This is a genomic window from Hymenobacter sediminicola (genome assembly GCF_014250515.1).
GTDB classification, from domain to species: Bacteria; Bacteroidota; Bacteroidia; order Cytophagales; family Hymenobacteraceae; genus Hymenobacter; species Hymenobacter sediminicola.
Genome location: NZ_CP060202.1, coordinates 162,750 through 189,072, shown reverse-complemented (window position 1 = coordinate 189,072; position 26,323 = coordinate 162,750). Strand labels below are relative to the sequence as shown.

36 protein-coding genes are annotated in these 26,323 nt (G+C 57.7%); 19 read left to right on the top strand and 17 right to left on the bottom strand.

Annotated features, from left to right (window positions below; all coding sequences use genetic code 11):
• The first annotated feature begins 130 nt into the window (after nt 1–130).
• The 5 genes from H4317_RS00865 to H4317_RS00845 all read left to right on the top strand — a co-directional run bounded on the left by H4317_RS00865 (nt 131) and on the right by H4317_RS00845 (nt 3,327).
• Nucleotides 131–985, top strand: coding sequence for a pirin family protein (locus H4317_RS00865; protein ID WP_185888325.1), 855 nt, complete (start codon nt 131–133; stop codon nt 983–985).
• A 186-nt stretch (nt 986–1,171) separates the two neighbouring features.
• The gene (locus H4317_RS00860) at nt 1,172–1,630 is read left to right on the top strand and encodes an Rrf2 family transcriptional regulator (protein ID WP_185888324.1); all 459 of its coding nucleotides are present in this window, start codon (nt 1,172–1,174) and stop codon (nt 1,628–1,630) included.
• Nucleotides 1,631–1,755: 125 nt separating this feature from the next.
• Nucleotides 1,756–2,343 (top strand): efflux RND transporter periplasmic adaptor subunit, encoded by a 588-nt coding sequence (locus tag H4317_RS00855; RefSeq protein ID WP_185888323.1) that lies wholly within the window; start codon nt 1,756–1,758, stop codon nt 2,341–2,343.
• Nucleotides 2,344–2,375: 32 nt separating this feature from the next.
• Nucleotides 2,376–2,630: an acyl carrier protein gene (locus tag H4317_RS00850; RefSeq protein WP_185888322.1), complete on the top strand. Its 255-nt coding sequence runs from the start codon at nt 2,376–2,378 to the stop codon at nt 2,628–2,630.
• A 250-nt stretch (nt 2,631–2,880) separates the two neighbouring features.
• Nucleotides 2,881–3,327, top strand: coding sequence for an SUKH-3 domain-containing protein (locus H4317_RS00845; protein ID WP_185888321.1), 447 nt, complete (start codon nt 2,881–2,883; stop codon nt 3,325–3,327).
• Nucleotides 3,328–3,337: 10 nt separating this feature from the next.
• Here the strand turns inward: H4317_RS00845 and H4317_RS00840 are convergent, their stop codons facing one another.
• Nucleotides 3,338–3,766, bottom strand: coding sequence for a hypothetical protein (locus tag H4317_RS00840; RefSeq protein WP_185888320.1), 429 nt, complete (start codon nt 3,764–3,766; stop codon nt 3,338–3,340).
• Nucleotides 3,767–3,874: 108 nt separating this feature from the next.
• Between H4317_RS00840 and H4317_RS00835 the strand changes: the two genes are divergently transcribed.
• The 4 genes from H4317_RS00835 (at nt 3,875) to H4317_RS00820 (ending at nt 6,582) form a co-directional block, all read left to right on the top strand.
• Nucleotides 3,875–4,426: a GNAT family N-acetyltransferase gene (locus tag H4317_RS00835; protein WP_185888319.1), complete on the top strand. Its 552-nt coding sequence runs from the start codon at nt 3,875–3,877 to the stop codon at nt 4,424–4,426.
• A 65-nt stretch (nt 4,427–4,491) separates the two neighbouring features.
• Nucleotides 4,492–4,857 (top strand): VOC family protein, encoded by a 366-nt coding sequence (locus tag H4317_RS00830; RefSeq protein ID WP_185888318.1) that lies wholly within the window; start codon nt 4,492–4,494, stop codon nt 4,855–4,857.
• 70 nt (nt 4,858–4,927) lie between these two features.
• Entirely contained in the window at nt 4,928–5,884 is a 957-nt protein-coding gene (locus tag H4317_RS00825) for a T9SS type A sorting domain-containing protein (RefSeq protein WP_185888317.1), read from the top strand.
• A gap of 314 nt (nt 5,885–6,198) precedes the next feature.
• On the top strand, nt 6,199–6,582 hold the full coding sequence (locus H4317_RS00820) for an Hsp20/alpha crystallin family protein (protein ID WP_185888316.1): 384 nt from the start codon (nt 6,199–6,201) through the stop codon (nt 6,580–6,582).
• Nucleotides 6,583–6,675: 93 nt separating this feature from the next.
• On the opposite strand, the gene H4317_RS00815 is transcribed toward H4317_RS00820, so the two are convergent.
• On the bottom strand, nt 6,676–6,999 hold the full coding sequence (locus tag H4317_RS00815; protein ID WP_185888315.1) for a hypothetical protein: 324 nt from the start codon (nt 6,997–6,999) through the stop codon (nt 6,676–6,678).
• A 52-nt stretch (nt 7,000–7,051) separates the two neighbouring features.
• Nucleotides 7,052–7,330 carry a VF530 family protein gene (locus H4317_RS00810; RefSeq protein WP_185888314.1) on the bottom strand — a complete coding sequence of 93 codons (279 nt, stop codon included), beginning with the start codon at nt 7,328–7,330 and terminating at the stop codon, nt 7,052–7,054.
• Between the two features lie 123 nt (nt 7,331–7,453).
• On the opposite strand from H4317_RS00810, the gene H4317_RS00805 reads away from it, so the two are divergent.
• From H4317_RS00805 to H4317_RS00795, 3 genes are all read left to right on the top strand, one after another.
• A complete protein-coding gene (locus H4317_RS00805) occupies nt 7,454–8,275 on the top strand; it encodes a glycoside hydrolase family 25 protein (RefSeq protein WP_185888313.1) in 822 nt (273 codons plus the stop codon).
• 98 nt (nt 8,276–8,373) lie between these two features.
• Nucleotides 8,374–8,820: a septal ring lytic transglycosylase RlpA family protein gene (locus H4317_RS00800; RefSeq protein WP_185888312.1), complete on the top strand. Its 447-nt coding sequence runs from the start codon at nt 8,374–8,376 to the stop codon at nt 8,818–8,820.
• Nucleotides 8,821–8,849: 29 nt separating this feature from the next.
• Nucleotides 8,850–9,044: a hypothetical protein gene (locus H4317_RS00795; protein WP_185888311.1), complete on the top strand. Its 195-nt coding sequence runs from the start codon at nt 8,850–8,852 to the stop codon at nt 9,042–9,044.
• An 89-nt stretch (nt 9,045–9,133) separates the two neighbouring features.
• On the opposite strand, the gene H4317_RS00790 is transcribed toward H4317_RS00795, so the two are convergent.
• Entirely contained in the window at nt 9,134–9,547 is a 414-nt protein-coding gene (locus H4317_RS00790) for a DUF6799 domain-containing protein (RefSeq protein ID WP_185888310.1), read from the bottom strand.
• Nucleotides 9,548–9,784: 237 nt separating this feature from the next.
• Here H4317_RS00790 and H4317_RS00785 point away from each other — a divergent pair, with 237 nt between their 5' ends.
• The gene (locus tag H4317_RS00785; protein ID WP_185888309.1) at nt 9,785–10,726 is read left to right on the top strand and encodes a DnaJ C-terminal domain-containing protein; all 942 of its coding nucleotides are present in this window, start codon (nt 9,785–9,787) and stop codon (nt 10,724–10,726) included.
• Between the two features lie 40 nt (nt 10,727–10,766).
• The gene (locus tag H4317_RS00780; RefSeq protein WP_185888308.1) at nt 10,767–11,108 is read left to right on the top strand and encodes a MerR family transcriptional regulator; all 342 of its coding nucleotides are present in this window, start codon (nt 10,767–10,769) and stop codon (nt 11,106–11,108) included.
• Between the two features lie 39 nt (nt 11,109–11,147).
• Here H4317_RS00780 and H4317_RS00775 read toward each other — a convergent pair whose 3' ends face one another.
• The 8 genes from H4317_RS00775 to H4317_RS00740 all read right to left on the bottom strand — a co-directional run bounded on the left by H4317_RS00775 (nt 11,148) and on the right by H4317_RS00740 (nt 16,402).
• Nucleotides 11,148–11,885, bottom strand: a complete 738-nt coding sequence (locus tag H4317_RS00775) for a ZIP family metal transporter (RefSeq protein WP_185888307.1) — start codon at nt 11,883–11,885, stop codon at nt 11,148–11,150.
• A gap of 121 nt (nt 11,886–12,006) precedes the next feature.
• A complete protein-coding gene (locus tag H4317_RS00770) occupies nt 12,007–12,756 on the bottom strand; it encodes an SAM-dependent methyltransferase (RefSeq protein ID WP_260625764.1) in 750 nt (249 codons plus the stop codon).
• Nucleotides 12,757–12,923: 167 nt separating this feature from the next.
• Nucleotides 12,924–13,184 carry a heavy metal-binding domain-containing protein gene (locus H4317_RS00765; RefSeq protein ID WP_185888306.1) on the bottom strand — a complete coding sequence of 87 codons (261 nt, stop codon included), beginning with the start codon at nt 13,182–13,184 and terminating at the stop codon, nt 12,924–12,926.
• A 10-nt stretch (nt 13,185–13,194) separates the two neighbouring features.
• Nucleotides 13,195–13,545 carry a hypothetical protein gene (locus tag H4317_RS00760; RefSeq protein ID WP_185888305.1) on the bottom strand — a complete coding sequence of 117 codons (351 nt, stop codon included), beginning with the start codon at nt 13,543–13,545 and terminating at the stop codon, nt 13,195–13,197.
• 58 nt (nt 13,546–13,603) lie between these two features.
• Complete coding sequence (locus H4317_RS00755; RefSeq protein WP_185888304.1) at nt 13,604–14,233, bottom strand: hypothetical protein; 630 nt, start codon at nt 14,231–14,233, stop codon at nt 13,604–13,606.
• A 101-nt stretch (nt 14,234–14,334) separates the two neighbouring features.
• Nucleotides 14,335–15,195, bottom strand: a complete 861-nt coding sequence (nadC, locus tag H4317_RS00750; protein WP_260625763.1) for a carboxylating nicotinate-nucleotide diphosphorylase — start codon at nt 15,193–15,195, stop codon at nt 14,335–14,337.
• A gap of 144 nt (nt 15,196–15,339) precedes the next feature.
• On the bottom strand, nt 15,340–15,741 hold the full coding sequence (locus H4317_RS00745; RefSeq protein ID WP_185888302.1) for a DUF4783 domain-containing protein: 402 nt from the start codon (nt 15,739–15,741) through the stop codon (nt 15,340–15,342).
• A gap of 262 nt (nt 15,742–16,003) precedes the next feature.
• Nucleotides 16,004–16,402, bottom strand: coding sequence for a DUF4783 domain-containing protein (locus H4317_RS00740; RefSeq protein WP_185888301.1), 399 nt, complete (start codon nt 16,400–16,402; stop codon nt 16,004–16,006).
• Between the two features lie 145 nt (nt 16,403–16,547).
• Between H4317_RS00740 and gpmI the strand changes: the two genes are divergently transcribed.
• Both gpmI and H4317_RS00730 read left to right on the top strand, forming a co-directional pair.
• On the top strand, nt 16,548–18,095 hold the full coding sequence (gpmI, locus tag H4317_RS00735) for a 2,3-bisphosphoglycerate-independent phosphoglycerate mutase (RefSeq protein WP_185888300.1): 1,548 nt from the start codon (nt 16,548–16,550) through the stop codon (nt 18,093–18,095).
• 13 nt (nt 18,096–18,108) lie between these two features.
• Nucleotides 18,109–18,684: a hypothetical protein gene (locus tag H4317_RS00730; RefSeq protein ID WP_185888299.1), complete on the top strand. Its 576-nt coding sequence runs from the start codon at nt 18,109–18,111 to the stop codon at nt 18,682–18,684.
• Nucleotides 18,685–18,693: 9 nt separating this feature from the next.
• Here H4317_RS00730 and H4317_RS00725 read toward each other — a convergent pair whose 3' ends face one another.
• From H4317_RS00725 to prfA, 4 genes are all read right to left on the bottom strand, one after another.
• Entirely contained in the window at nt 18,694–19,281 is a 588-nt protein-coding gene (locus H4317_RS00725; protein ID WP_185888298.1) for a hypothetical protein, read from the bottom strand.
• 92 nt (nt 19,282–19,373) lie between these two features.
• On the bottom strand, nt 19,374–19,799 hold the full coding sequence (locus H4317_RS00720; RefSeq protein WP_185888297.1) for a secondary thiamine-phosphate synthase enzyme YjbQ: 426 nt from the start codon (nt 19,797–19,799) through the stop codon (nt 19,374–19,376).
• A gap of 4 nt (nt 19,800–19,803) precedes the next feature.
• Nucleotides 19,804–21,321 (bottom strand): hypothetical protein, encoded by a 1,518-nt coding sequence (locus H4317_RS00715; RefSeq protein WP_185888296.1) that lies wholly within the window; start codon nt 21,319–21,321, stop codon nt 19,804–19,806.
• A 146-nt stretch (nt 21,322–21,467) separates the two neighbouring features.
• On the bottom strand, nt 21,468–22,538 hold the full coding sequence (gene prfA / locus H4317_RS00710) for a peptide chain release factor 1 (protein ID WP_185888295.1): 1,071 nt from the start codon (nt 22,536–22,538) through the stop codon (nt 21,468–21,470).
• Between the two features lie 214 nt (nt 22,539–22,752).
• On the opposite strand from prfA, the gene H4317_RS00705 reads away from it, so the two are divergent.
• From H4317_RS00705 to H4317_RS00695, 3 genes are read left to right on the top strand one after another with little or no spacing between them, the layout of a single operon-like run.
• Complete coding sequence (locus tag H4317_RS00705) at nt 22,753–23,430, top strand: c-type heme family protein (protein ID WP_185888294.1); 678 nt, start codon at nt 22,753–22,755, stop codon at nt 23,428–23,430.
• A 35-nt stretch (nt 23,431–23,465) separates the two neighbouring features.
• The gene (locus H4317_RS00700) at nt 23,466–24,242 is read left to right on the top strand and encodes a toxin-antitoxin system YwqK family antitoxin (RefSeq protein WP_185888293.1); all 777 of its coding nucleotides are present in this window, start codon (nt 23,466–23,468) and stop codon (nt 24,240–24,242) included.
• Between the two features lie 56 nt (nt 24,243–24,298).
• The gene (locus H4317_RS00695) at nt 24,299–25,564 is read left to right on the top strand and encodes a protoporphyrinogen/coproporphyrinogen oxidase (protein ID WP_185888292.1); all 1,266 of its coding nucleotides are present in this window, start codon (nt 24,299–24,301) and stop codon (nt 25,562–25,564) included.
• Here H4317_RS00695 and H4317_RS00690 read toward each other — a convergent pair.
• Nucleotides 25,561–26,322, bottom strand: a complete 762-nt coding sequence (locus H4317_RS00690) for an exodeoxyribonuclease III (RefSeq protein ID WP_185888291.1) — start codon at nt 26,320–26,322, stop codon at nt 25,561–25,563. The two genes, H4317_RS00695 and H4317_RS00690, sit on opposite strands and share 4 nt — an antisense overlap.
• Between the last annotated feature and the right edge of the window lies 1 nt (nt 26,323).

Genomic DNA, 26,323 nt, shown 5'->3' with positions numbered 1-26,323 from the left:
GGCTTTCCAGAAAACCGCAGTAGCAGCGGCGGAATAGTGGGCTCTATAAAACCGGCCCACAGACCAAACATGTAGCCGCGTTTTGGGTACTTGTCTGCAGGATCTTTCCTCTTTCTTCAAGTTCCGCGTTATGCGCACCATCAAGCAGCAGCACCGCGCCATCAGCGCCCCCATCAACGACCTGGTTACGTATCGCGCCCTGCCTACACGTGCAGTTGAGCACCTCGACCCGTTTCTGTTTCTGAACCACCATGGCCCGCAGGTATATCCGGCCCCCAACCGTGGCCTACCCTTCGGCCCTCATCCGCACCGCGGCTTCGAAACCGTGACCTTTATTCTGGACGGCGACATTATGCACCAGGATTCGGGCGGGCACCAGAACGTTATCGGGCCGGGCGGCATTCAGTGGATGACTGCCGGCAGCGGCCTAATTCACTCTGAAATATCCTCCGACGAGTTCAAGCGCACGGGTGGGCCGCTGGAGATTTTGCAGCTCTGGGTGAACCTGCCAGCCAAAGACAAGATGACAGCGCCGCGCTATGTGGGCCTGCAGGAGTCCGAAATTCCAGCCATTTCGCTCGATGAGGGCCGCGTGACAGTGCATGCCGTATCGGGCGAATGGGCCGGCACGGCTGGGGCGGTGCAGCCCCTGGCCGATGTGCAACTGGCTACCATCAATTTTGAGGCGGGTGGCAAGCTGCAACTTCGTATTCCGGCCGAGCGGACGGTTTTCTTTTACACCATCCGGGGGAAGCTGCGCGTGAATGGGCAGGAAACCGAAGCGCGCCAGTTGGTGGAGTTCAACTATGATGGTGAGGAACTGCAAGTAGAAGCCCTTGCAGATGCCGTGCTGCTACTGGGCCACGCCGCGCCATTTCAGGAGCCTATTATTGCCCACGGGCCTTTCGTGATGAACACGGAGGCAGAAATCCGGCAGGCATACCAAGATTATCAGGCAGGAAAGTTTGGGGTCTGGAAGGACTAATTCCACATCCGGGAATCGACCTGTCTGGTAGCTGCCGAAAATTAGGCGAGCTACTATAAAGTAATTCGGACAGGCAGACGTCTGCCCGAATACGCTGCGGCCAGGCTACTTGCTTACTTGCTCCAGAAAATTGTCCACCCTCTTTTAAATGCGTACATTTGCAACCGAATCAGTTACACTTATTTCATGAACACCCGTTTCGCGGTTGCCACCCACATTCTCGCCTATCTGGCTCACGCTGAGGGCCAGCCAGTATCGTCGGAGGTACTGGCCAGCAGTGCGGGCACGCATCCGGTGGTAGTGCGCCGCCTGATGGGTACGCTCCGCAGTGCCGGCCTTGTGCGCACCCAACTGGGAGCGGGCGGCGGTGCCTTGCTGGCCCGGCCCGCAGTCGGCATTTCGCTGCTGGATGTGTTCAAGGCAATGCGGGAGCAGGAACCCGACCTGTTTGCGGTGGGCAGCACCAACCCCAACTCGCACTGCGACCTGGGCCGCGTGATGCAGCATACACTCGAAGACCTGCTGGGCAGCGCCGAAAAAGCCATGCATCAGGCGCTGGCGGCTGTGTCGCTGGAGCAGGTGATGCAGGAGCTGGCCGCCCGCCTGCCCACCGACTGTGGCTGTCCCGGCACGGCAGCGGCATAAGCTTTTATACGTCGCTAAATGTAACCAAGTCAGTTACCTACTCTTTCTCAGGCACTACCCTTGTGCACACCCAAACACTTGTCGCGCATCTGCTCAGGGTCCGGCTGCGCTGACTACCTCCTTATATGAAAAAGCTCATTAGGACGACATTTGTCGTTCTGCTGGGAGCCACCGGAAGCATTGCCTTGTTGCGCAGTGCCCTGCCCGAAGCCACCCAGGACACCCTTCCTTCTACCATCACCGCTTACCTCGCGCCGCCTACTGAAGCACCACTACCTTCTGCCGCTCCCGGCACAGCCGTACCCGCCAACATAGCAGGGCGGGTATGGGAAGTGTACTTTTCAGCGGGCCAGCGCGTGCGCAAAGGTCAAGTGCTGGTAAAAGTGACAGAAAAGCTCCGCACCGCCGAACAGCACCGGCTTCAGCTACTGCTGGCGCAGCAGCAGCAGGCCTATACCGTACTGGCCGCTCAGCGTCCGGCCGCTTCAGCCAACGCCTTGGCCGCCGCGCAAGACCTAGTGTCCGGCACGCAAAAGAAGCTGGCAGAAGCGCCTGCACAACTAAGCTTTCTGTTCGTGACGGCTCCTCAGGATGGCATTGTGGCGACCCGCACGGTTGCCCCCGGCGACTATCTGGCCCCCGCCACCATTGTAGCCACCCTAGCAGCCCCGCCGGCCGACGATACCACACTGCTGCTTTCCAGCATCGACTAGGCTACTATTCACACCCGTTTTTTTCCTGTCCCATGGAACAGCTGATTAAGTATCAGGTGGAACGGATGCTCCGCCGCAAACGCCGCAACCCTAACCTCCTGCTTCAACCCACCACCCGCCTAGTACACGATATCGGGCTTGACTCCGTCGACCTGATAGAGTTGACGATGAACCTAGAGTACCGGTTCCATATTGTAATTCCCGACGCCGAGCTCGAGGAACTGCGTACCGTGCAGGACGTGCTGGACTGCGTTGACACGCACCTTGCTGCCAGCCATAGTTATTAATCGGCGCATAACAGGCCCTGCTACCCGCTCCGTAGTAGGGCCTGTTGCTGTATTCATCCGCCTAGATTATGGGTGGCTGCAGGGCTCGATTGCACTGCGCGCAGAATCCATATTCGAGTATCATTCACCTTGCTTACAGTTAGTTATATCCACCCCCTGTTCTGTTTTACGAACCTGGACCACAGGTTGCGGAGTAGTAATGCGGCTCAACCTTCCGTATCTTGCGCCTTCCATTGCCTGCCCTGCTTCCATGGTTGTTTTTTCAGGAGAAGTACACCACATACTGACGGAAGCCGGCTGGCACCCCGGCCGGGCCGTAGCCACGCAGGCCTACCAACAGGCGGCCCACGCCGTGCAGATGCCTTGGCTGCCGACGGCAGCCGCTTTTCTCAGCGAGTTTGGAGGCCTGCACTGCTACTTTGCCCGGCAAGACCACAGCATTGCCTCAGTGCAGTTTGAGGTGCAGCAGGCGGCCACCGTACTTGACCTGCAGCGCCTGCGCCGCGACTATGTCCCACGCGTGCCCGGGGGCACACTCAGCATCATCGGCCAAGCCTATACCGATCCGCTTTGTTTGCTGGTGGCTTCTAATGGGGCTTTCTACGGTGCCTGCGAAGAAGGCCTATACTACATTGGCGCTACGGTAGCCGAAGCACTAGAGGCCATTGTGATGGACCTGCCGTTTCAGGAGGTCTGAGTAGTTCTTCTCAGCTGGCAGGAGCCAGGCTCTGTTGCAACTGCAGCCATTCTATGGCTAGGCGCTCATCAATGAACCGGTCTGAGATAAAGGGTTTGTCCTTGAAATAGCTCGCCGGCGGAAAGGCAGCATCGGCGGCGGCGTTGCGCAGGTGCACAGGCGGCAGCAGATACGCCAGCGCCGTGGTGCCACCCAACTGGCCTTGCAGACGCGGCAGAAACTCCTGGGTCATCCAGTGGGCGCCTTCCTCGTCGGTGTTGTTGCGGCGGCGGGTATCCAGCAGCCATTGGCGGCATCTGTGCTCCACTGCAGCCTGCAACAGCAGCTCGTAGCCCTGCTGCATTTCGGCTAGTGTCACTACGCGCATCCACCGGCCTACTAGCACTTGTAAATCAGCTCGATAGGAAAGCAATAGAAATTCGGCGGCAGGCACAGACATGGAATAAGCGGAACGAGAAGTGCAAAGCTAGGGGCTAGCCAGCCATCTGCTATACGGCGGCCAGGTATTTCCGCCGCTCCCATACGCAGCGAACCGTATATTTCGCCCATGATTCCGCTTATTACCCGTACGCCCCGCCTCACGCTGCTGGCTGCCAGCCGGGCGCTGCTCACTGCCGAGCTACATAAACCACACTATTTTCCGGTACTGCTTGGGGCCGCCATGCCCGCCGACTGGCCCCCGGGCGAGTACGACGAGGAAGCCGGCCGCTACTTCCTGGCCCAGCTCACGGCCGGCGGACGCACGGCAGCCGGCTGGTATGGCTGGTATGCTATTCTGCGCGCAACCGATGAGCAACCAGCCACGCTGATTGGGGCCGGCGGTTTCTGGGGCCCACCAGACGCGGCTGGCACCGCCGAAATCGGCTATTCTATTTCGGCCGACTGGCGCGGCAAAGGACTAGCGACGGAACTGGTAGCCGGCCTGATTCAGCAGGCTGAAAGCACGGGTATGGTGCGCCGCCTCATAGCTCATATACGCCCCGATAATGCAGCCTCGGAGCAGGTACTGCTTCGCAATGACTTTCAGCTTGTCGACCCCGACACTGAGGGCCGCATGCGGTTTGAGCGCGCAGTGACACCCGCAACCGACACGCTATAAGAAGCCAGCGCTACCATCCACACTTATTCTACCAACTTCACTGCTTCACTCCTCACCTACTTACTATGCTTCAAGGCCTACGCACCGTTGTGTACCCCGCTGGGGATATTGTAAAAGCCAAGTTGTGGTATAGCCAGGCACTACGCCAAGAGCCGTATTTCGATGAGCCATTTTATGTGGGCTTCAATGTGGGAGGCTATGAGCTAGGCCTGGTGCCGGACGCGCCGGTGGCTGGACAGTGCGGCCCTATTACGTACTGGGGCGTACCGGAGGCCCATGCAGCTTACACCCACCTGTTGGCGTTGGGAGCGGCGGCCCACGAAGCTATTCATGACGTGGGAGGCGGTATTCTGCTGGGCTCCGTGCAGGACCCGTTCGGCAACCTACTGGGAGTCATTGAGAACCCGCACTTCCGTCTTCCGGCCGAATAGTCACCTCTCATTGCCAACAGCATATCTTTTGTCTATATATTACGGTACCGTTTCACTTTACTCCTTGCGTATGCAACACTTCTCCTCCCTGTTTTCTTTGCGCTACCTTGGGCTGGCAGCCATAACGGCTGTTACTTGCCTCTCCTCTTCGGTGGCGCAGGCACAGAGCCCGGCCATTATCACGACCGGTACGGTAGCCACTCCATCCTATCACCCAGGGCCTATCTACCGCTCATCGGCCTCTAGCGGCTACTACTACAGCCAGTATGCCTACCTTTTCGATGCGGCTGAGCTGACAGCGGCCGGTATTACCCCCGGTTCGGCCATCACGCAGGTAGAATGGGAAAAGACGAATACCGCTGCCACTATTCGCACGGGTGTATTCCGCATTCTGATGAAGAACTCGACTCAGGCCACCTATACTACGGCTACTCCCTGGGCGACTCTCACCACTGGTGCCACGCAGGTGTACAACAATGCTACCCAAGCCCTACCTGCTACCATAGGGTTCGTGGCATTCCCACTCACGGCACCCTTTGCTTATAACGGGCAGGCGCTGGAAATATTTACCGACTGGGACAACAGCGTGGGTACCGGCAATGCTGCCACTGATGCTTTTAACTGGGCGCAGTACACAGTCGTCGACCATATCCTGGGCTATTCCAATTTCGCGGCCATTACGGCACCGCTCTCCCCTTCCTCAAACAGCATTGGTACGCTGGACAACCTGCGGCCCAAGATCCGCATTACGTACACCCGCACCAATGGTACCCGTGGGCAGTTGCTGCTTTCGGGTGAGGCGTATCCCAACCCAACGGCCGGGCCAATCAAGCTGAAGCTCAACCCAGCATTTGCCGGCAAAAAAGTAGAATTGACGGTGCTCGATGCGACCGGGCGGACGTTGCGGACGTTGCAGCTGCCCGCCAGCGGCTTGCTGGACCTGAGCGACCTGGCTGCTGGCACTTATATGGTGCGTGCATCGCACAATGAGCTAACCGAAGTTCATCGTGTGCAGGTAGCACACTAGCTGCTATAACTTCTCTCGTCAGGAAGCCCTGCTAGTTATACTGGCAGGGCTTTTTTGATCTAGCCAGTTCAAAGAGGCTGAGTGCTCTGAGGTAATACCTAAAGCAAGTACGCCTCTTTCGGCTCCCAAGAAGGTTTCTGCTGGCACGTAGTATACCGTCATCATCCTACTACGCCTGACATAGTGGCTGCACAGGAAGCCACGAAAACATTTAAATCAGCCATACTGGCAACAAACAGATATCTAAGACAGCTATTCTAGGTTGGTACATGCTTTGCAATAGAGCTCATACCACTAAGAGAGGAACACACTCTATGAACCTGATAAGCCGAGAATTCATCCGTAACCTGGCCCCGCAGCTGGATCTGCTCAACACGCTGGGTGGGGGCATCGCGCAAGCCCAGCTGCGCGTGGACAAGCAGGAGCAGGGCGTAGTTATTCGAGTGGCTGCCCCATCGGTCAGCCCGGAAAATATCCATGTGGTGCTCAAAAACAGCCGCCTGTCGGTGTTTGGCGAATTCCGTCATCAGCCCGAAGACCAGCTGGCTGCTCCACTGTTCACCCGCGTCCTCGATTTGCCCGCTGACCTGGACCTGACGCGCATCGACGCGGTACACGAGCAGGGCGAGTTGCGCGTACGCATTCCGTACGCTGACCCTACCAGCCAGCAGCGCGAAATCAAAATCAAGCAGCGCTAGTTTCAGCACTTGCCTATAACGCCGGGACCGACCGGCACTTGTCTCACCAGCCACTGCTTCCGCAGTGGCTTTTTTATTTCTATTACTTTCTAATCAGACCATTATCATGAACACTACAACAAAGCCTGCCAGCAGCGAGAGGTAAAACCACCCCATTATCTGGCCACGGTAGCGGCGAGGCAGCTGGTTGCTGAGCGTCAGGACAGCCCCTACTACCAGCAGCAGATAGAGCAGCAGCACTATCACGGCTTTCGCCCAGTTCGGCACAATCGTGTTTTCCGGCTGATACTGGTCGGGCATACCCAATGGCGACGTAACCCAGCGCAACAGGTAATAGGTCCCTATTTCGAAAGCCAGAAAGCCGACAGCCCCCGCTGCCGTAGCCAGCGGACTTGATTTTTCGGTAACGTCAGCCATATAAAGTAAAAGACAAAGGGGAAGCGGAAGGATAAGGCAGATGCGGCGCTGGCTATTGCATTGGTTTGCCCTGCACTTCTGCCGTGCGCGTCTGGATGTACAGCTCCTCTACTTTGGTGCGGGCCCAGGCCGTACGGCGCAGAAAAGCCAGCGCCGATTTTATGCTAGGATTCACAGCAAAGCAGTTCATACGCAGGCGCTGATCGAGGCCGGGCCAGCCGTAGTGCCCATGCAGGTATTCCACGATAGAGGCCAACGTGACGCCATGCAGCTCACGAATAAGGCGGCCGTTTTCGTCGCGGGCATCGGCAGGAGTTGAAGAGGCAGACATAGAGTAGCAGCGGATGAAGCAGGAGAAGCAGCAAGTTCGGGAAAAAGCGGCCACCCTGTACCTTTTGCTAGGGTGGGCACTATTCCCAAACCGTCCGGCGTTACTTTTGCCATGACCACGCTGATGAAACGCCCTGCTTCCACATCCTACCGCCGCTCTAAGTCACGCCCGCTGCTACGCTGGGCGCTGGTGTTGCTGGTAGTAGCGGGGCTGGCGCTCTACGGGCACTATCGGCGGCAGCTGAACCGATACGCACGGCGGACCTGGGCCACGCTTATCAGCAGCCACCTCACCGGCCGCGAGAAAACGCCGCTGCTGGATGGCTACTCCGTACATGGCATTGATGTATCCGCGTATCAGGGCCGTATCGATTGGTCGGAAGTGGCCACCCACAACGTAAAGTTTGCCTTCATCAAGGCCTCGGAAGGTGTGACGCTGCGTGACTCCCGGTTCCGCCGCAACTGGGAAGCCGCCCGGAAGGCAGGCGTGTACCGAGGGGCATACCACTACTTCCAGCCCAACTACGACGGTACTGCGCAGGCTAACCTGTTTACGCGTACCGTCCCGTTGCAGCCCGGCGACTTACCGCCTGTGCTGGATGTAGAACACGCTGAATTTCATGACGTAGCGTATATGCGCCGTAACGTAGCTACTTGGCTACGGCTGGTAGAGCGCCACTACGGTGTTCGGCCTATTCTGTACTCCAACTACAGCTTCTACAAGCGCCACCTGGCCGGCCATTTCGATAAATATCCGCTTTGGCTGGCTCACTACGAGGTAGCTCAGCCTAGCCTGCCCCGCGAAAAATGGATTATCTGGCAGCACTCCGATGAGGCGTATATCCCAGGTATCCGGGGCACTGTGGACTTCAATGTTTTTCAGGGCAATTTTGAAACGCTGCTGGCCATGCGCATCCCACCCAAGTCCAGCGGAGCGCCCAATTAAGCCACCCCAGGCAGCTGGCTGGTGATGCCACGGTATCTTGCCCTATCTAAGCAAGGGCGGCGTTGGATGTTGTCCTGCTGATCATAAACCCATTGTGTATGAACCTGAGTATTTCACCGACTGAGCAGCCTTCCTCATCAGACTTCGCCTTACGCACCGTGTGGGCCTGTTGCCAGCGGGCGGCTACTGCCGTGGCGCTGCTGTTAGCCGGTCCGCTTCTTCTGGGGGCATGCGCGGGTGGTAAAGGCTTTACGCAGAGCGGAAATGCCTCTTACTACGCCGACAAGTTCGATGGCCGGAAAACCGCCAGCGGCACAATTTACCGGTCTGGCCAACGCACTGCGGCCCACAACACCCTCCCGTTCGGCACGGTAGTAAAGGTCACAAATCCGCGCAACCACCGCTCCGTCAAGGTGACCGTCACGGACCGGGGCCCGCACGCCAAAGGCCGCATTATCGACCTGTCCAAGAAAGCGGCCCGCAAAATAGGCATCATCGATGCCGGAGTAGCGCCGGTACAACTGAAGGTGGTAAAGAAAGGATAGGAGCCCACAACACAACAACTAGTTGCTGCATGCGAATCAAGAAAAAAGTAAGCTGGACGCTACCCGCCAAACCCGGCCGGTTTGTACTGCTCGAAGCCTTCATCAAAGCCGCAGAAGCCCAACATTGGTCGGAAGCCGAGGTGCAGTTCGTTATCAACGAAGTAGTGGAAGCCACAAGTGATACCGAGGCAGTGGAGATTCTGCAGGACTACACGCAGCGCTGAGGCCACAAGGTGATGAACAAGAAGCGGGACGCTCCAAACCTCACTGGTTCAGGGCGTCCCGCTTTTGCTGGCCGTAGTATGCGAATTGCTTACCGGCCCTTCTTCTTGCCTTTTTTGCCTTTGGGGTCTAGCTGCGCGGCTTTCGCGAGGCTATCCTGCTGCGCCTTCATTACGGCAGTAGTCAGGCGGCCCGTCAACGACATGTAGTCGCCTTCCTTCATGACGGTGCTGGTGCCATCAGTCATGGTCACCGTACCGTCGGGTTTGATCTTGGTGCCGTTGATGAGGGCTGTTTCCTGCAACACGGGGTTGGTAAGACCGTTCTGGGTCAGTACTACCTTGCCGTCTTTCATCACGGCGCCATCCCGGGTAGCAGCGCCTTTGCTAACCATACGCCCTCTGGGCTGCACAGGCTTGCGGGGGGGGAGCTTGGTTTGGGCCTGAGCAGCAAAACAGCCGGCAGCCAGCAACAAAGTGAGAACAAACGTTGAAGTCCGTTTCATTCTAGAGAAAAAGTGAAAAATGTAAGTGGGAATGAAAGCGTAATTTACAAAAGCTGGGCCAGTTATGTTCCGGCAACCTGCCTGTAGCTGCCTTCGTTTGAAAAATAGCCTTTGGAGCATGCAGTAAGCATTCTTTTTTTGCCTTTTTCCGATATTGTTTCTCGTCTGAACTTCGACTTAGCCCAAAAACAAATCTGACAAGCTCCACACTACCATCCTCCTTCACCTTTTTGCCCCGTGGATTACAAGGACTATTACAAAATACTGGGAGTGGACAAAACTGCTACCACCGACCAGATTAAAAAAGCCTACCGAAAGTTGGCGCGCCAGCATCACCCCGATGTAAACCCTAATGACTCGGAGGCGGAGCGCAAGTTCAAAGAAGTGAATGAGGCCAATGAAGTGCTGTCGGACCCCGATAAGCGGCAAAAGTATGACCGAATGGGCGCCGACTGGCAGCGTTATCAGCAGGCCGGTGCCGGTGGCCGGGGTGGCTTCGACTGGGGCCAGTACCAACAGCAGGGCGGTTCTGGTGGGTTTGGCGGGGGCTTTGGAGGTGCTGAGTTTGGCGAAGGCGGCGACTTCTCCGATTTTTTCAGCTCCATTTTCGGCAATATGGGTGGCGCTGGCGGCCGTAGCTCTACCAGGGCCAGCGCTGGCCAGGACTACCAAGCCGAGCTGGAGCTGACGCTGGAAGACGCCTACCAAGGTGGCCCGCGCACGCTCACAGTAAACGGCAAGAAGCTGCGCCTCACTATTCAGCCCGGCGTGGAAGACGGCCAAACCATCCGGCTACGCGACCAGGGCGCGCCCGGCCGCAATGGCGGGCCTAATGGCTCGCTCTTCATCACACTACGCGTACGGCCCGATGCGCGCTACGTCCGCACCGGCCACGACCTGACGCAGGAGGTGAAGGTACCGCTGTACCGGGCACTACTGGGTGGTGAGCAGGTAGTAGAAACCTTATCAGGAACCGTCAAAATCAACATCAAGCCCGAAACCCAGAATGGCACCCGCCTACGCCTGCGCGGCAAAGGCTTTCCGGTGTATAAGCAGGCAGGCCAGTTCGGCAACCTGTATCTGCACCTGACGGTGCAGCTTCCGCAGCACCTTACCGAGCAGGAAAAAGAGCTGCTCCGCCAACTGGCGGCCCTGCGTCCTGACGGAACTGCAGCCTGAAAAACCAACCTATTTACCGGCAGCAATCAACCCAACTGCTATGGAAACGCACATCATCACCATCACGTACCACGACTGCGCCAGCCAGTATGAGCTAAGTGAAACTGATTTGCAGGGCTTTGTGGAACTGGGCTTGCTGGGCACGGGCCCCACACCGGGCACCATCCGCGACGAGCCCGACCATCTGGCCCGCCTCGCCCGCCTGCACCACGAGTTGGGCCTAAGCCGGGAGGGCATTGATGTAGTGCTGGCTATGCGGCAGCGGCTGCTCAGTTTGCAGGCAGAGCTGGTATACCAGCGGGCCCGGGCCCGGCAGTTGGAGTCGCTGTTACAGAATACAGGTCCGCTGCTGGATGCCGATGAGTTAGCGGGCATAAGCTAGCTCCCTAGGCAGTGCTAAGGCTGCATCTCTAACGTTTAGCTAGAGTAGCTCTACTGCCAGTGCCAGCGCCGTGCCGGCCATTGTAGCGGCCAGCTTGGGCATGTTCAGGCGGTGCTCCGGGCTGGTTTCGAAAAGAATGGTAGTAGATACGTGCAGGAAATTGCCGGCCACAAAACCCAGCAGGGCCGCATACAGGCCACCGGTAAGTAGTTGCTCCAGCACCACAAAGTTACTTACCACAATGCCCACTGGAGCCGCCAGCGCAAACAGCACCAGAAAGGGTAGTGCCCGGCGGAAAGTACCCAGTCGAAGCATCAGGGCTGCCATCAGGGCAAAAGCCGCCGGGATATGGTGCAGCGCCACACCCGTCAGAATGGCGTAGAAATTGTCGCTCACGGTGCCTGCCTCGGGGGCTTTCACTAGAATGCTGCCTTCCAGAAACGAGTGGATAATAAGCGAGAACAACAGCAGAAAGGGTACATGCCCTACATGAGAAGTATGATGATGCACGTGCCCGTGCTCCACTCCTTGCGAAAATACTTCCAGCACCAATTGCCCAAAGAACCCTGCCAGCACAAAATAGCCGATGCGGTGCATATCATCGGGCACCAATAGCAGCGCCTCAGGCAGCAGGTGCGTGATGGTAAGCGTAAACAGGTATGCCCCGCTGAATGCCAGCAGAGGCTTCATCCAGATAGTACTGGCCGTTGGTACTAGCCGCGTAGACCAGCCGGCCCCGAGTACGGTAAGAAACAACAGCAGGACAGCAAACCACATAGCGGTGATAAGGTGAAGGGTGATGGGGTGAAGGCTAGCAGAGCAGTGAGGTGAACGTGGCCAGTAGTATCCCTTGCAGGAGTATGCTGGCCACATGTCGTCTCGCTACTCTATCACCTCGTCACTTTTTAAGAATGAATATCATACGTGGGCTGGCTTGCTCATCATACGGGGTGAGGCGGTAGTCGCCGAACACCTCAACCAGCCGCAGACCAGCCATCAGGAAATATTCCTCGAACCGCTCCTTGCTGAGTGCCCGCACCCGCTCTTCGTAGTGTAGTTGCTCACCATCGGGCGTCTGAAAGTCGATTTCCTTCACAATGAAGTCGTGGTAGAGGTGGCGGTGCAGGTGAAATTCAATGCCTCCCGCCAGCTTGTGCTCATGCGCTACCAGTTCCCGCACAGTGCGCTCCGTGTTCAAGAAATCAATGACCATTTTGCCACCTGGCCGTAGCGCTGCGGCCGCATTGCGCAAGGCCACCACGTTTTCACTCTCGTGCTGGAAGTAGCCGAAGCTGGTAAACAGGTTGAAAATAAAGTCAAACGGACCACAGGGCAGCGGCTCACGCATGTCATGCACCCGAAAATGCAGATGCTCCTGTGCAGAAGCCTGCGCCGCCGCAATACTTTCCGCCGACAGGTCTACGCCGGTCACGCTGTAGCCCTGCTCGCTCAGGTAAATGGAATGCCGGCCTTTGCCGCAGGCCAGATCCAGCAGCTGCGCCATAGGCTTCGGGTGCAAATACCGTAGCAGTGCATCGATAAAGGCCTGCGCCTCGGCTTGGTCCCGGTCGTGGTACAGCAGGTGATAATACGGAGAATCAAACCAGGTACTAAACCATTCCGGCTCAACGGCAGCAGGTGACATCATCGTGGAAGGCAAAGCGGGCCGACAGAAAAGCCAGCTAAAGGAGCGAAATCAGAGAAACGGTTATTTTGCAACAATGTTACAAAATAACTTCAACAACAGTTGTTCCACTTGCGCCGCACTTAGTACGCTACCAAGCTGCGGGGCAAGTGGAACAGAAAGGGAATAGCCTACTGAACGGTGGTTTTGGCAGCCGGATTGGGCTCAAGTGCCATTTCGCACACCTGGCATTTGCCGGGCTTGTCGCTGGCGCTGCCTTCGCAGGCCATCGGGCAGATATAGGCAGCGGCTACTACAGGAGCCGAAGTGCTGTCAGCAGCAGCGGCCGTTGCGGCCGGAGTGCTAACTGTTGCTGTGTTGCTTTCGCAACCCGTCAGGCCAGCGGCTAGCAGCAAACCAGCCGCTACAGAGCGCAGAAAAGAAAAACGCATGCGCTACCGATTATTGCTTTTTAGCTTCCGGGTCAGCAACAGTAGCCTTTTCTTCTGCCGTCTCGTCGCTCTTGTTCTTTAGCGTTTCGTGCGCATTCGCCGATGTAGCATGCTCAGCCGAGGGCTTTTCACGCTGGTCCAGAGTTGCATGCGAGCTGATAGGCTCTGCAATGGCACCGCCTTTATGCTGGCTGGCAGCCGCTTCCGTGTGCTGGTCGAAGTTGTCGGAAGAGCGGGAGCCGGGCTCCACCATGTCCAAGGATACTTTCTTGTCGGGGCGCCAGTCAGAAGGCTCGCTGCTGCAGGCAGACAGGGAAAGGGCGGCTACGGCCAGGGCAGAAAGCAGGAGTTGCTTAGTCATGAGAAGAAGAGAATGATGTTGAGTAGATATGCAAGTGGGTCGCCGAGGTGGCGCCTCCTTATTTAGTGTCTGCCGGCGCATCAAGAGCAGGCAGCAGATTTTTGCGCCGCAACAATGATTCGAACAGCTTCTGGTCGTTGGGCGAATTGAAGATCTTAAACGGAATGTGCAGGAACATGGGCGTCTCGAAGGTGCGGGCTACCCAGGCACGCCACCCCGTAATTTCGGCGGGTACCTCCTGGGTGCGGAACCACAGCACATAACCGTCGGGCTCACGCTTTACTTTCCCAATCATGTCCCAGTTCACGCCCATGCCACGGCCTTCTTTCTCGTTCTGCATCAGCCCAATCTGGCGCTGATCAATAACGTAGCTCATGCGCTCAAACAGCGGTTTGGTCTGCTCTACTTGCGTCACGGCCGTAATCTGGGAAGAACGCAGCAGCACGAATAGCAGCGCCAGTACCAACCCAGCAGCTAGCCACCACCACGAGGGCCAGATGGCGGCCGGCAGCACCCCTAGTACAAAGGGAATCAGGGCATACCACCATTCTTTGCGCCACACGTGGGCCATGGCCACACGGGTATACATATTGGTATCAAGCTGGTGCTTCTTGGTACGGATAGCCAGCGGCGAGCCAGCGGACTGTTGCTGCTGGCGGTAGCTGCCGCGTTGGTTGGGGAGTTGCATTTTCAGAAATAGTGAGTGCGTGAAAAGGCAAATGAGCAGCCTACTGTGGCCTCTGCAAATGAACCTTCACTCAAGTGTTCATCTACCCATTCGCGCAGAATTTAAAACGCTTTCAGGCTCAAATCGAGGCTTTTGGTGGAATGAGTCAGGGCCCCAACCGAAATGAAATCGACGCCGGTAGCCGCTACTTCCGCAATGGTATGCTCTGTGATACCGCCGCTGGCTTCAGTGGAAAAGCGCCCAGCTATCAGCTGCACCGCTTCCCGAAGCTGAGCCGGTGGCATGTTGTCGAGCATAATCCGGTCGATGCCGCCGGTATCCAAGGCTTGCTGCACCTCGGCCAGTGTGCGGGTCTCTATTTCGATGGGGAGCTTGCGGCCAGTGCGGGCCAGGTACGCCTGCGTGGCTTCAATAGCCTGCCGGATACCTCCCGCGTAATCCACGTGGTTGTCCTTGAGGATAATCATGTCGAAGAGGCCGTAGCGGTGGTTTACGCCGCCGCCAATCAGCACCGCCCATTTCTCACAGATCCGAAAATTAGGCGTGGTCTTGCGGGTATCGAGCAGGCGGGCCTTGGTGCCAGCCAGCAGGCTGTTGAGGTGAGCCGTATGCGTGGCAATGCCACTCATGCGCTGCATGCAGTTGAGTACCAGCCGCTCCGCCGTCAAAATGCTTTGGGCGCGGCCCTCCACCGTCAGCACCACGTCGCCGTGCTTGATACGGGCGCCGTCGGCCAGTAGCGGCTCCACCTGCAACTCCGGGTCTACTTCTTTAAAGATCAGCAGGGCCAGTTCCACGCCCGCCAGCACTCCTTCATCCTTCACCAGCAGCCGGGCACGGTTGCGGGCGTCGGCCGGAATTGAGGCCAGGGAGGAATGGTCGCCGTCGCCGACATCCTCGCGGAGGGCAGTGCGGATAAAATCAACTAGAGCTTCGGAAGTGAGGTAGGGGGTGTTTTGCACGGTGCAAAAATAGCAAAAACACCCCATTACCCGGCCATATAAAGCGGTGGGCCTTAATCTGTCCTACAAGCCTCCAGAGCCCGAAACGCAAACCGCCCCTGGCACTACGTAGTGCCAGGGGCGGATAAATAAAGACTGGTGCCGCTATTCCTTCGTAAAGTCGATGGCGTTAATCACAGGCCGGCCGCCTTCCGGCTTCATCTTCACGAACATACGGTACGTACCGCTTTTGCTCACGTACTTGCCTACAGCGTATGGTTTGCCGTCGTTGCTGCCGCCGGAATGCACGAAATCAAAGCTGGCCGGGGCATTCTTAGCAAAAAAGTCTTTCATCACGGCTTCCGCCTGCGTGGCGCTATAGCCCTTCCGGTCACCATCGAAGCTGATTTCCACGGCGGGCCCAAAGCTTTGCGCCAGCTCCTGAGACGAGCCACTCCGGATAGCATTGCGGATGGGAGCAAACGTGTCGTTCTGCGCCTGCGTGACACCCACAAACAGAGTCAGCCAGAACAGGGTCAGAGACGCGAAGAGTAAAGTAGGTTTCATCAGGTTCTTGAACATGTATAACCCTATATACGAGAACTATGCCAAACTGTAACACCCGGTTATGACTGGCGACAACAAAGCACCCAGCAGCTTCGGAAGGAGGTTTCAGCGACTAATTACGTCTCGCTAAGTAGGTGAGGCACCAATACAGCAGTGAAGCGGAAGTAGTGGAACCGGTTCCTAAATAACGAAGATTTAACAGGCATAAAAAAGGCTCCCGCTTCCACGGGAGCCTTTTTCTTTAGTGCCATAATAGCCGTGGCTATTCTTTGGTGAAGTCCATCGTGTCGATGCGTAGAGCACCATTGGTATTTTTCATCTTGATGAAAACCCGGTACGAACCGGACTTGCCATTGTATTTACCAATAGCGTACGGAATACCACCTTGGCTGGCTCCCTGGTGCACTATTTCGAACGTAGAAGGTGCGGTTTTGGCGAAGAAGTCCTTCATCACAAACTCCGCCTGTGTGGAGCTATAGTTCTGCCGGTCGCCATCGAAGCTAATACCAACTGTGGCACCAAAATACTGAGACAATTCGCGGGAAGAAGCGTTACGCAGAGCCCCGCGTACAGCTCCAAACGCCTCGCCCTGCGCCTGCACCATCATCGAGGACAGCAACAGCCACACGAGCAGAAAGGCTGGGAAGAAGATACGTTTCATCTTAGAGTAGAGAATTCACCATCCAGTGCGCGAAAATTATGCCAAGCTGCCGTTACGCAGGCTCTAGGCGTGAGGTTATTTTTGCCGTGGGAGCCAAGATAAGAAAATGTGGTCGGTCCGGTGCAGGCCGCCTATCTTTGCGCTTATGAACAAACAGGTATTGTTGGTGATTCTGGACGGCTGGGGACTGGCGCAGAACAAAGAGGTTTCGGCCATCGACAAGGCCCGCACGCCCTTCGTTGATTCTTTGTTTGAGCGGTTTCCGCACAGCAAGCTGCAAGCTTCCGGCGAAGCAGTAGGCTTACCTGACGGGCAGATGGGCAACTCCGAAGTGGGCCACATGAACATTGGGGCCGGCCGCGTGGTGTACCAGGATCTGGTGCGCATCAACAAAGCCATTCGGGAGCGGAAGCTGGCGGCCATGCCCGCCTTGGAAAAAGCTTTCGAATACGCCCGCGCTAACAACAAGCCGGTACACCTAATGGGCCTGCTCTCCGATGGCGGCGTGCATTCCCACCTCGACCACCTGAAGGCGCTCTGCACGCTGGCTCATGACGCCGATGTGCACAATGTGTTCATTCACGCCTTCACCGACGGCCGCGACACCGACCCCAAAGGCGGCGTCAGCTACGTCAATGACCTAGAGCAGCATCTGCAGCGCGGGGCCAGCGGCAAAATTGCGTCTATTGTGGGGCGCTACTATGCCATGGACCGCGACAACCGCTGGGAGCGGGTGAAAGTGGCGTATGACCTGCTGGTGAATGGCAAAGGCACTGCTTCGCAAAACCTGATTCAGAGCATGCTCGACTCCTATAAGGAGGGCGTGACCGATGAATTTCTGAAGCCGATTGTGAAAGTAGCCGCTGACGGGCAGCCACTGGCCACCATTCAGGAAGGCGACGTGGTGCTGTGCTTCAACTTCCGCACCGACCGGGGCCGCGAAATCACGCAGGCCCTGACGCAACAGGACTTTCATGCGTTTGAGATGCACCGGCTGAACCTGCATTATCTCACCATGACCAACTACGACGCCACGTTTACGGGCGTCACCCCGATTTTCGAGAAAGACAACCTCGAAAACACCTTGGGTGCGGTGCTAGAGGCCAATCAGAGGAAGCAGATCCGGATTGCGGAAACTGAGAAGTACCCGCACGTAACGTTCTTCTTCTCGGGCGGCCGCGAGAAGGAGTTTGAGGGTGAAACCCGCATCATGCGCAACTCGCCCAAAGTAGCTACCTACGACCTGCAGCCTGAAATGAGTGCCTTTGAACTGCGTGATGCGCTGGTGCCGGAACTGCAGGCTACATCAGCTGATTTTGTGGTGCTCAATTTCGCTAACACCGACATGGTGGGCCATACGGGCGTATTTGAAGCTGCCGTGAAGGCTGCAGAAGCTGTAGACCAGTGCGCTAAAGACGTAGTAGAAGCGGCACTAGCTGCCGACTATGCCTGCATCGTTATTGCCGACCATGGCAATGCCGAGTTTATGGTGAATGCCGACGGCTCGCCCAACACGGCCCACACCACCAATCTGGTACCCTGCATTCTGGCCGACAACAACTACCACGGCACCCTCACAGATGGTAAGCTCGGCGACATTGCGCCTACCGTTCTGGCTCTGATGGGTCTGCCACAGCCCGCCGACATGACGGGCCAGAGCCTGCTCCAACCTGACGCCACTCCCGGTGCCTAACCGCGGCTGGGCCATGGCGGCGCTACTGTTGCTTGCAGCCTGCGGGCCGGAAGAGGCCACCGTGCGCCCCAACCCAGCCAACCGCAAGCCCGACTACTTTGACGTGAAAGGCTTGCTGGATGGGCAGGTAGCACGCCTCAATCAGCAACAGCCGGTGGTGGAGAAACAGGTGCAGCTGCGCAACGGCACCACTGACACCACCCGGGTCACGAAAACCGACTGGAGCAAGGAGTTGCAGATTTTTTACCAAGCCGATATCAACAAGCCGGCCCTTCGGGGTGCCTACTCCAAATCTGTTTCAGCCTCGTACAATACCCCTGACGGTGTCAGTACTTACAAGCTGAAGCCAAGTACGGAAGCGCCCGTGGCGCTGCTGGTGATTGGTAATGCTGCCGCAACAGCCACCGCTAGCCCCACGCAGGAGCTAGCCGCTGTTATCCGGCAGGACAATCCATTATTCTATAGCCAGAAGCGTCTGCGCCTGAGCATACTTAATGGCCAGCTGGCAGAATATAGTGTGCAGGGCGTGCAAAAGCTCGTGCTCTTCGACACAGTACGCTACTCAGTACGAGTGAAGGTAGTACGCTAACCGCAGCGTTTAGTCCCAGTAAGGCTGCACACGGGCTACGCTGGGCTGGCCAGCCGTAAAGGTCGCCGACACGTTGTTCGCGCGTTCTGTGTCCCGGATGCGAAGCTGGTTGCAAGGGCCACCGTTCTGCCTCGTCGACTCGGTGAGAGTAGCCCGCAGCCGCTGCCCGTAGCTCGGCCGGAAATTGGTGATAACCGCCTGGCGCAGCAGGTCTTTCTCAAACGTGCGGTAAAACTCAAACTGGTTGCCTTGGTGGCGCAGCGTGAGGATGGTATCCATCTGGCCGGCTACGTGCAAGTTAGCAAACGGCTTGCGGGAGCTGACTTTGGCGCCGGCCCGCATCAGTTCTTCCACTGTTGGCTCAGCCCCAAAAGGCTGCCCGGCCAATGTATCATTGGTGAGAGTGCAGACAGCTTTAGGAGCCGAAGGCTGCTTGCGTACAGCAGGCTTTGCTTGCTGCCGCTGCACCGGCTTTGGGTCTGAAGCTCCTACCATACGGCTGGTGTCCTCCATGCCACAGCCCAGCAGGCCCAGCGCACTGTAGAGCAGCGCGGCGGGCAGGGCTTTGGAAGCAGATAAGAACAGAGTAGAAAGCATGATGGCAACAGCAAAACTTTTGCCTGCATACGCAAAAGCGCCAGCGGCGGCCTGCCTAACCCACAAATATTCTGCGTGATGCCAGTGTTATTCTACTCCGCTCCCATCAGAGTAGCCACCACCCAGCGCCGCCCACCCTGGTTGCGGTGCTCCCCCAGATAGATGCCCTGCCAAGTGCCCAGTGCCAGTTCTCCATTGGTTATCGGGATGCTTACGGCATGGCCCAGCATGGCGGCCTTCAGGTGAGCAGGCATATCATCGGGGCCTTCCTGCGTGTGGCGGAAATAGGGCGCGTTTTCAGGCACCGTATGGTTGAAATACGCCTCGAAATCCTGGCGCACCGTGGGGTCGGCATTTTCGTTGATGGTAAGGCTGGCGGAGGTATGCTGAATGAAAAAGTGCGCCGTGCCCACCCGCAGCCGCTCTAGTTCCGGGAGTTCGGCTACCAACAAGTCAGTAACAAGGTGAAAGCCCCGCCGCACAGCCGGAAGGCGCAGTCGTTTCTGGATATATACCATCAGGCTACGGGTTTACCCGCTCGTAGGCTCCCAAGTCGGGCGCAGTTGTGCTACGGGTTTTGAACAGTAGGTCGCGCGGTATAGCGGAGTTATATACTGCTTTGTTGCTGGCTGGCGACAAGGTATCGAGACGGTAGTCGTACCGGTCGTTCACCGTTTCCGGAGTGCGTTTAAACCGGGGGCTTTCGTTCAGGATGTTGCTCAACGCCGGATTGCCTAACCCCGGTTTGCCGGCTGCATCACTCGCCCCGGCGTAATCCCGGGTGCGAAGCAGACTATTACGGACGCTGATGTTGTTGCGGTATTGGTCGCTGTTTTCGAAAGTAAGCTCCTCCGTGATGGAGCCCCACACAATAGAGTTACGAATGCTGATGCTGGCCGTAATTTGGCTGATGAGCGGCTCGTCGGAAGCAGGCTCCGTGGTGAAGAATAGAGAAGGAGTTTTGCGCTGAAATTGTGGCGTATAGTTGGCTATAGTGCAGTAGTTCAATGTATAAGCACCGCCCCCAATACCAAGAATGGCGTATTCGCCGCAGTTGGTAAACAAGCAGTTGGTCAGATTGAAGTCGCCGGAAAGCCCAATGATGCCAGCCCCGTTGCCGTTGCCATTGAAGGACAGATTTGCGCCGGAAATATTGCGGAATATAGAGTTGCTAACCGTGACCAGCGGGTGCGGCAACTGGTTGCGGACGTTGGCAATGACCAGCCCAAACGCAGCATTCTTGATTTCCGTGAAGTTCACCACGCTATTGCGGCTGCTGGCATCAAACTGAATGCCACCCCATTGCCCGGGAATTTCGGCATAGAAAGGTTCCAGCCGGTCGCCTTGGAAGCGCACGAATGTGGCCGTATCGTTGGGAGCCAGCTCGGTGGCAGGCGTAGTGTTTTCGTTGATCAGCAGCGTGCCACGCACAACCAGCGCCGCGCCGGCATGAGAATAGATGCGGGTGCCCGGCTGAATGCGCAGCGTGACACCGGCATCCACCACCACTACGCCATAAATAACGTGCGGCCGGTTTTTGGGCCACGTAGTGTTGCGGCTGATTCGCTCTTCCGGACCGTGGAAATACGCATTCTGGCCGTAGGCAACCAGCTTCACGTCCTGCTCGTTGCCGTTGGTTGTAAACAGGAGTTGATCCGTTACCAGGAAGGGTCTGTTGGTCAGGTTGCTAGGCCCGAGCTTAGCCTTCACCAGAATAAGCAGGCTGTCATTGCCCCGAATTTCGAGGCCAGCTGCCGCCTGCCGTTCATCACCGTTAATAATAAGTGAATAGGTGCCGGGGTTGGTATCAGACAGCCGGATCTGGTCCACCTTTACTGCGCGGTTGTTGCGGTTGTACACCCACAGGCGCTTGCTGACGGTACCGACCTGCGCAAAAACAGTATCGAAGATGACCGTATCACGTGAGAATTCCAGCTTGGCGCTGGCGTCGGTGGTGAGCAGGTCTTCCTTCGGTTCGCAGCCGGGTAGCAGGCACAGCAGGGCCGAGCAGATGAGCAGCAACGGGAGTAAAAAGCGCATACGCAGCAACTTATATAAACAAGTTCATCCTGAGCGGAGCAAAGGATTCTCGCATCAACTAAACGGTTGTCAATACAACAACTCGTCTGGCGTGATAAGGTCCTTCGCTCCGCTCAGGATGACAGAACGAGTAGATCAGCAATAAATTACGAAACGCCTTCCTTCAGACGCTCAGCACTTTCTGCGAGGCGTAGCTGCTCCACGAAGTCGTCGATGTTGCCGTCCATTACGCTAGCCAGGTTGTATACCGTGAAGCCGATGCGGTGGTCGGTTACGCGGCCCTGCGGGTAGTTGTAGGTGCGTATTTTATCGGACCGGTCACCGCCGCCAATCATATTTTTGCGGGCAGCGCCTTCGGCTTCGTTTTTCTTGGCCAGCTCAATTTCGTAGAGGCGAGAGCGAAGTACCTGCAGCGCCTTATCGAAGTTTTTGAGCTGCGACTTCTGGTCCTGGCACTGCGCCACGAGGCCTGTAGGCAAGTGAGTGAGACGCACGGCCGAATAGGTAGTGTTTACGGACTGTCCGCCCGGGCCCGACGACATGAAGAGGTCTTTACGGACATCGTTCATGTCAATCTGCACGTCCAACTCTTCCGCTTCCGGCATCACCACAATGGAGGCCACGGAAGTGTGAATGCGGCCCTGGGTTTCGGTGGCCGGCACGCGCTGCACGCGGTGCACACCCGACTCAAACTTGAGCTTGCCGTACACGTCCTCGCCTTTCAGGGCCAGAATAATTTCTTTGTAGCCCCCCGAAGTGCCTTCGGTGGCATCAATGAGGTCCATTTTCAGGTTGTGCTTCTCGGCGTAGCGCATGTACATACGCTGCAGGTCGCCGGCGAAAATAGCTGCCTCGTCGCCGCCCGCTCCGGCCCGGATTTCCATGATAACATCCTTGGAATCGTTGGGGTCTTTGGGAATAAGCAGCTCTTTGATAACGGTTTCCAGGCGCTCCTGCTCCGGATAGAGGCTTTCCAGCTCATCCTTGGCCATCTGGCGGAAGTCTTCGTCCTTTTCGGTAGCAATGACTTCTTTGGCGCCGTCGATGTTGGCCAGCACGTTCTGGTAGGCCTTATACTCGGTCACAATTTTGCCGAGGTCCTTGTATTCCTTGTTCAGCGTCTTGAAACGCTTCATGTCGCTCATGGCGTCGGGCTGCGTCAGCAGTTCGCTCACGTCGTTGAAGCGCTGTTGAATGGCCTCCAGTTTATCTAGCATCTTGCCTTCAGGGAATTGTATTTGCAACTGCAAAGGTACTGAAAACAAACACGCGTGCCAGGGGTGCCGGTTCCGGAATGCAGAGACGCTGCCGCAGGCCCGCGAAAAGCAACTACGTTGCTGCCTATCTGCTGCTCGTGACGAAGTCTGGGTAGGCTAACCTAACGGCGGCGTGGCTTGTTTATCTTGCCCCTCCTTTCCATCGTCTTTCGCCATGCGTCACCTGTTTCGCGCCGCCGGAGCGGCCCTGTTGCTGCTCTCGGCTGCCTGCCGCCCCGACCAGATTGAGCACCTTAAAGAAAGCCAACGCATTGGCATAGAGGCAGAGAACTGGCAGGTGAAGCGCATTATGCCCGAAGACCTGCTGCGCGCTACGCGCTGGTCCGGCGACTCACTCACACGCCACGCCGACCGGGAACTGCTCCGCGTACTCACCGAGAAACTGGCTCAGGGCGGCATAGCAGCGGCCCTACCCTACTGCCGCCCCGAAACCTTTCCGGCCGTAGACTCGGTGGCGAAAACCCTGCAGGCCAGCGTACGGCGCGTAAGCAGCAAACCGCGCAACTCAGCACACCTAGCCGAGCTTACAACCGCTGACCTGCAGCCCGATACTGCCCGCCAAATTGCGCGCCCCAACACTGAAACCTTCTTCTATCAGCGCCCTATTACGATAAATGATGCGCTATGCCTGCGCTGCCACGGCGAAGTAGGCCAAGACATCCGTAATGCTGACTACGCCCTCATCCAAAAGCAGTACCCGCAGGACCAGGCTACCGGCTACGCGCTGGGCCAGAGCATGGGCGCTTGGCGCCTGACCCTAAAGCGCCCCGGCGTGGCCGAATTCTGGACCATGAAAACCCGCAAGCTGCCGCGGCATCGCACGACACGTTGATTAGTTGGCTATCCAATCTGCTGCCTATCTCCAGTATGATGCTATTCATGAGTAACTGCCGGCCAGCTTTACTGATTAGTGCCTTGCTGCTTACCGGTTCGGCAGCGTGGGCCCAGCGAAGCCTGCCAGCAAAAGCTTCGCTTGACCAGTGCTACCGGGTGCTGGGCAAAGACAGCGTAGGCTTCTTCTATTCCGAAGACTACCTTCTGACCCCGCCGGGCTGCGCTACCATCCGCCGCCACACTCGCCTCGATAGTGCCGGCCGTTTCATGGGCTACGTGCGCGACTACCGCATGACCAACAACCTGCTGCTGCTACAGGGCTCCTACCGCGAAGGCCGCAAGGAAGGCGTGTTCGAAACCTACCATGCTACCGGCGAGCTGGCCGCGCGCGGGCGCTACATGGCTGGGCGGCAAGTGGGTGACTGGGCCTACTGGTACCCGTCAGGAAAGCCACGCCAGATTCTGAGTTTCCGCAACGGCCAGGACCCACTGATTCAGCAGTTCTGGGAAGAGTCGGGCCAGCAGTTGGTGAAGGATGGCAACGGCACGTGGTACCGCCGGGAAATCGGTATGGAGTTGCGGGGTGCCGTGGTACAAGGCATTCCTGATGGCCGCTGGCAGTTGCGCAGATTATCCGACCAAAGCCTTGTAGCGAGAGAAACATTCATGAAGGGGCACTTCCGTAGCGGCATACTTATCGAACAGATGGAGTCGTACCGGGACGAGTCGCGCCTGGACCTGGCCGACTGGGACACTTACAGCAAGGCCGAAGCCTATGAGTTGGGCCCGCCCTGTCCGGCCGCTGAATAGTCGGGCTTCCGGCTGGTTTCCTAACCTTCGAGCCGGTTTTGGAGTTTGGGGCTGATATGACTACTCCTGATTCCTCTTCCGCGCCTATTGTTATTATCGGGGCTGGCATGGCCGGCCTCACCTGCGCCAACTACCTGCACCGCGCCGGCCGCGCCGTGGTGGTGCTGGAAGCCGCAGAAGCCGTAGGGGGCCGCGTCCGGACCGATGTAACACCCGACGGCTTCCGCCTCGACCATGGCTTTCAGATACTGCTCACCAAGTATCCGGAAGTGCAGCGGCTGCTCGACTACGGCGCTCTGAATCTAAAAGCGTTTCAATCCGGAGCCGTTATCCGGCTGGCTTCGGGCCAGGAAACGACGCTGCGCAACCCGTTGCGCCAGCCGGCCGCGGCCCTGTCGGCGGCCGTGTCGCCCATTGGTAGCCTTCCTGACAAGTTGCGCATTGCCAGCTTGGCCCAGCACGTAAGCCGACGCGGCAGCGAGGAGCTCCTGGCGCGTCCTTCCACCGACACGCTCACGTTTCTGCGGCGCTACGGCTGGAGCGAGCATATCATCGACAGTTTCTTCCGGCCGTTCTTCGGGGGCGTGTTCCTCGACCGGGGCTTGAGCACGGGCAGCAATTTCTTTGAGTTTGTCTATCAACAGTTTATCGAGGGCGAAGCTGCCGTGCCGGCGCTGGGCATGCAGCAGATTCCGGAGCAGCTGGCCCAACGCCTGCCTGCTGGCACCGTGCGCCTCAACACGCCCGCCGAAGCCGTAGAAGGCACTACCGTCCGGCTGCGCGGCGGCGAAACGCTGGAGGCGGCAGCCATAGTGGTAGCTACCGATGGCAACACTACGGCCCGGTTGCTCCCGCATCTGCCGCAGTTGCATGCCACGGCCTGGCGGCGCACCACTTGCACGTATTTCTCGGCGCCTTCCTCGCCCGGCCGCCAGGACAGGCTGCTGCGCCTGAACGCCATGCCGGGCCAGTTGGCCCACAACGTAAGCTTCCCTTCTGATGTGGCGCCGGACTATGCGCCGGAGGGCCGCACGCTGGTTTCAGTAAGCACCCACGGCGAACATGGCTTACCCGAAACCACGCTTACCGCCTTGCTCCGCGCGGAGCTGATGCTGTGGTTCGGGGAAGAAGTAGCCCGGTGGCAGCACCTACGCACCTATGACCTGCCGCATGCGCTACCCGTGTACCCTGGCGGCCAACCGCCCTGCCAGGAGCTGCGCCTCACTAGCACCCTCTACCGCTGCGGCGACTACACGGCCTATCCTTCATTGAATGCCGCCATGGCTACCGGCCGCGAAGTGGCCGAAATGCTGCTCGCCTAGACCGTCACCCAGGCCGGGCAGTGGTCGGAATGCACTACATCAGGCAGCAGCCCGGCACCAGTCACACGTGGCAACAGTTCAGAATCCACGAGCAGGTGGTCGAGGCGCCAACCGACGTTGCGGGCGCGCGAACCAGCCCGGTAGCTCCACCAGGAGTAATGGCCTGGCGCGTCGCCGTGGTGGTGGCGGAAAGAGTCCGTGAAACCATCGGCCAGGAAATCCTGAAACCACTGCCGCTCTTCCGGGGTGTAGCCAGGGCTGTTCTGGTTGGCTTTGGGGTTGTGCAGGTCGATAGCCGTTTGGCAGCAGTTGAAGTCGCCGCCGATAACCAGCCGGCGGCCTTCAGCCCGTAACTGCCGCACATAGGCGCGGAAAAAGTGTAGCCACTCCACCTTAAACGCCTGCCGCTCGGGCCCGCTCGTGCCGGAAGGCATGTACACGTTCAGCACCGATAGATCCTCGAAATCCAGCCGGAGGACCCGGCCTTCAAAGTCGTATAGCTCGGTGCCACAGCCTTCCACGACGGCCGTTGGCGTGCACTTCGAGAAGGTGGCCACGCCGCTGTAGCCTGGTTTTTGGGCCGGGTGCAGATAGGCCGTGTAACCCAACTCCGCAAAACCCGACACATCGAGTGGCTCACGGCCAGCCTTTATTTCCTGCACGCACAACACGTCTGGCTGCGCTTCCCGCACCCACTCCAGTAGGCCTTTGCTGAGCGCCGAACGTAGCCCGTTCACGTTGTAGCTGATGATATTCAAT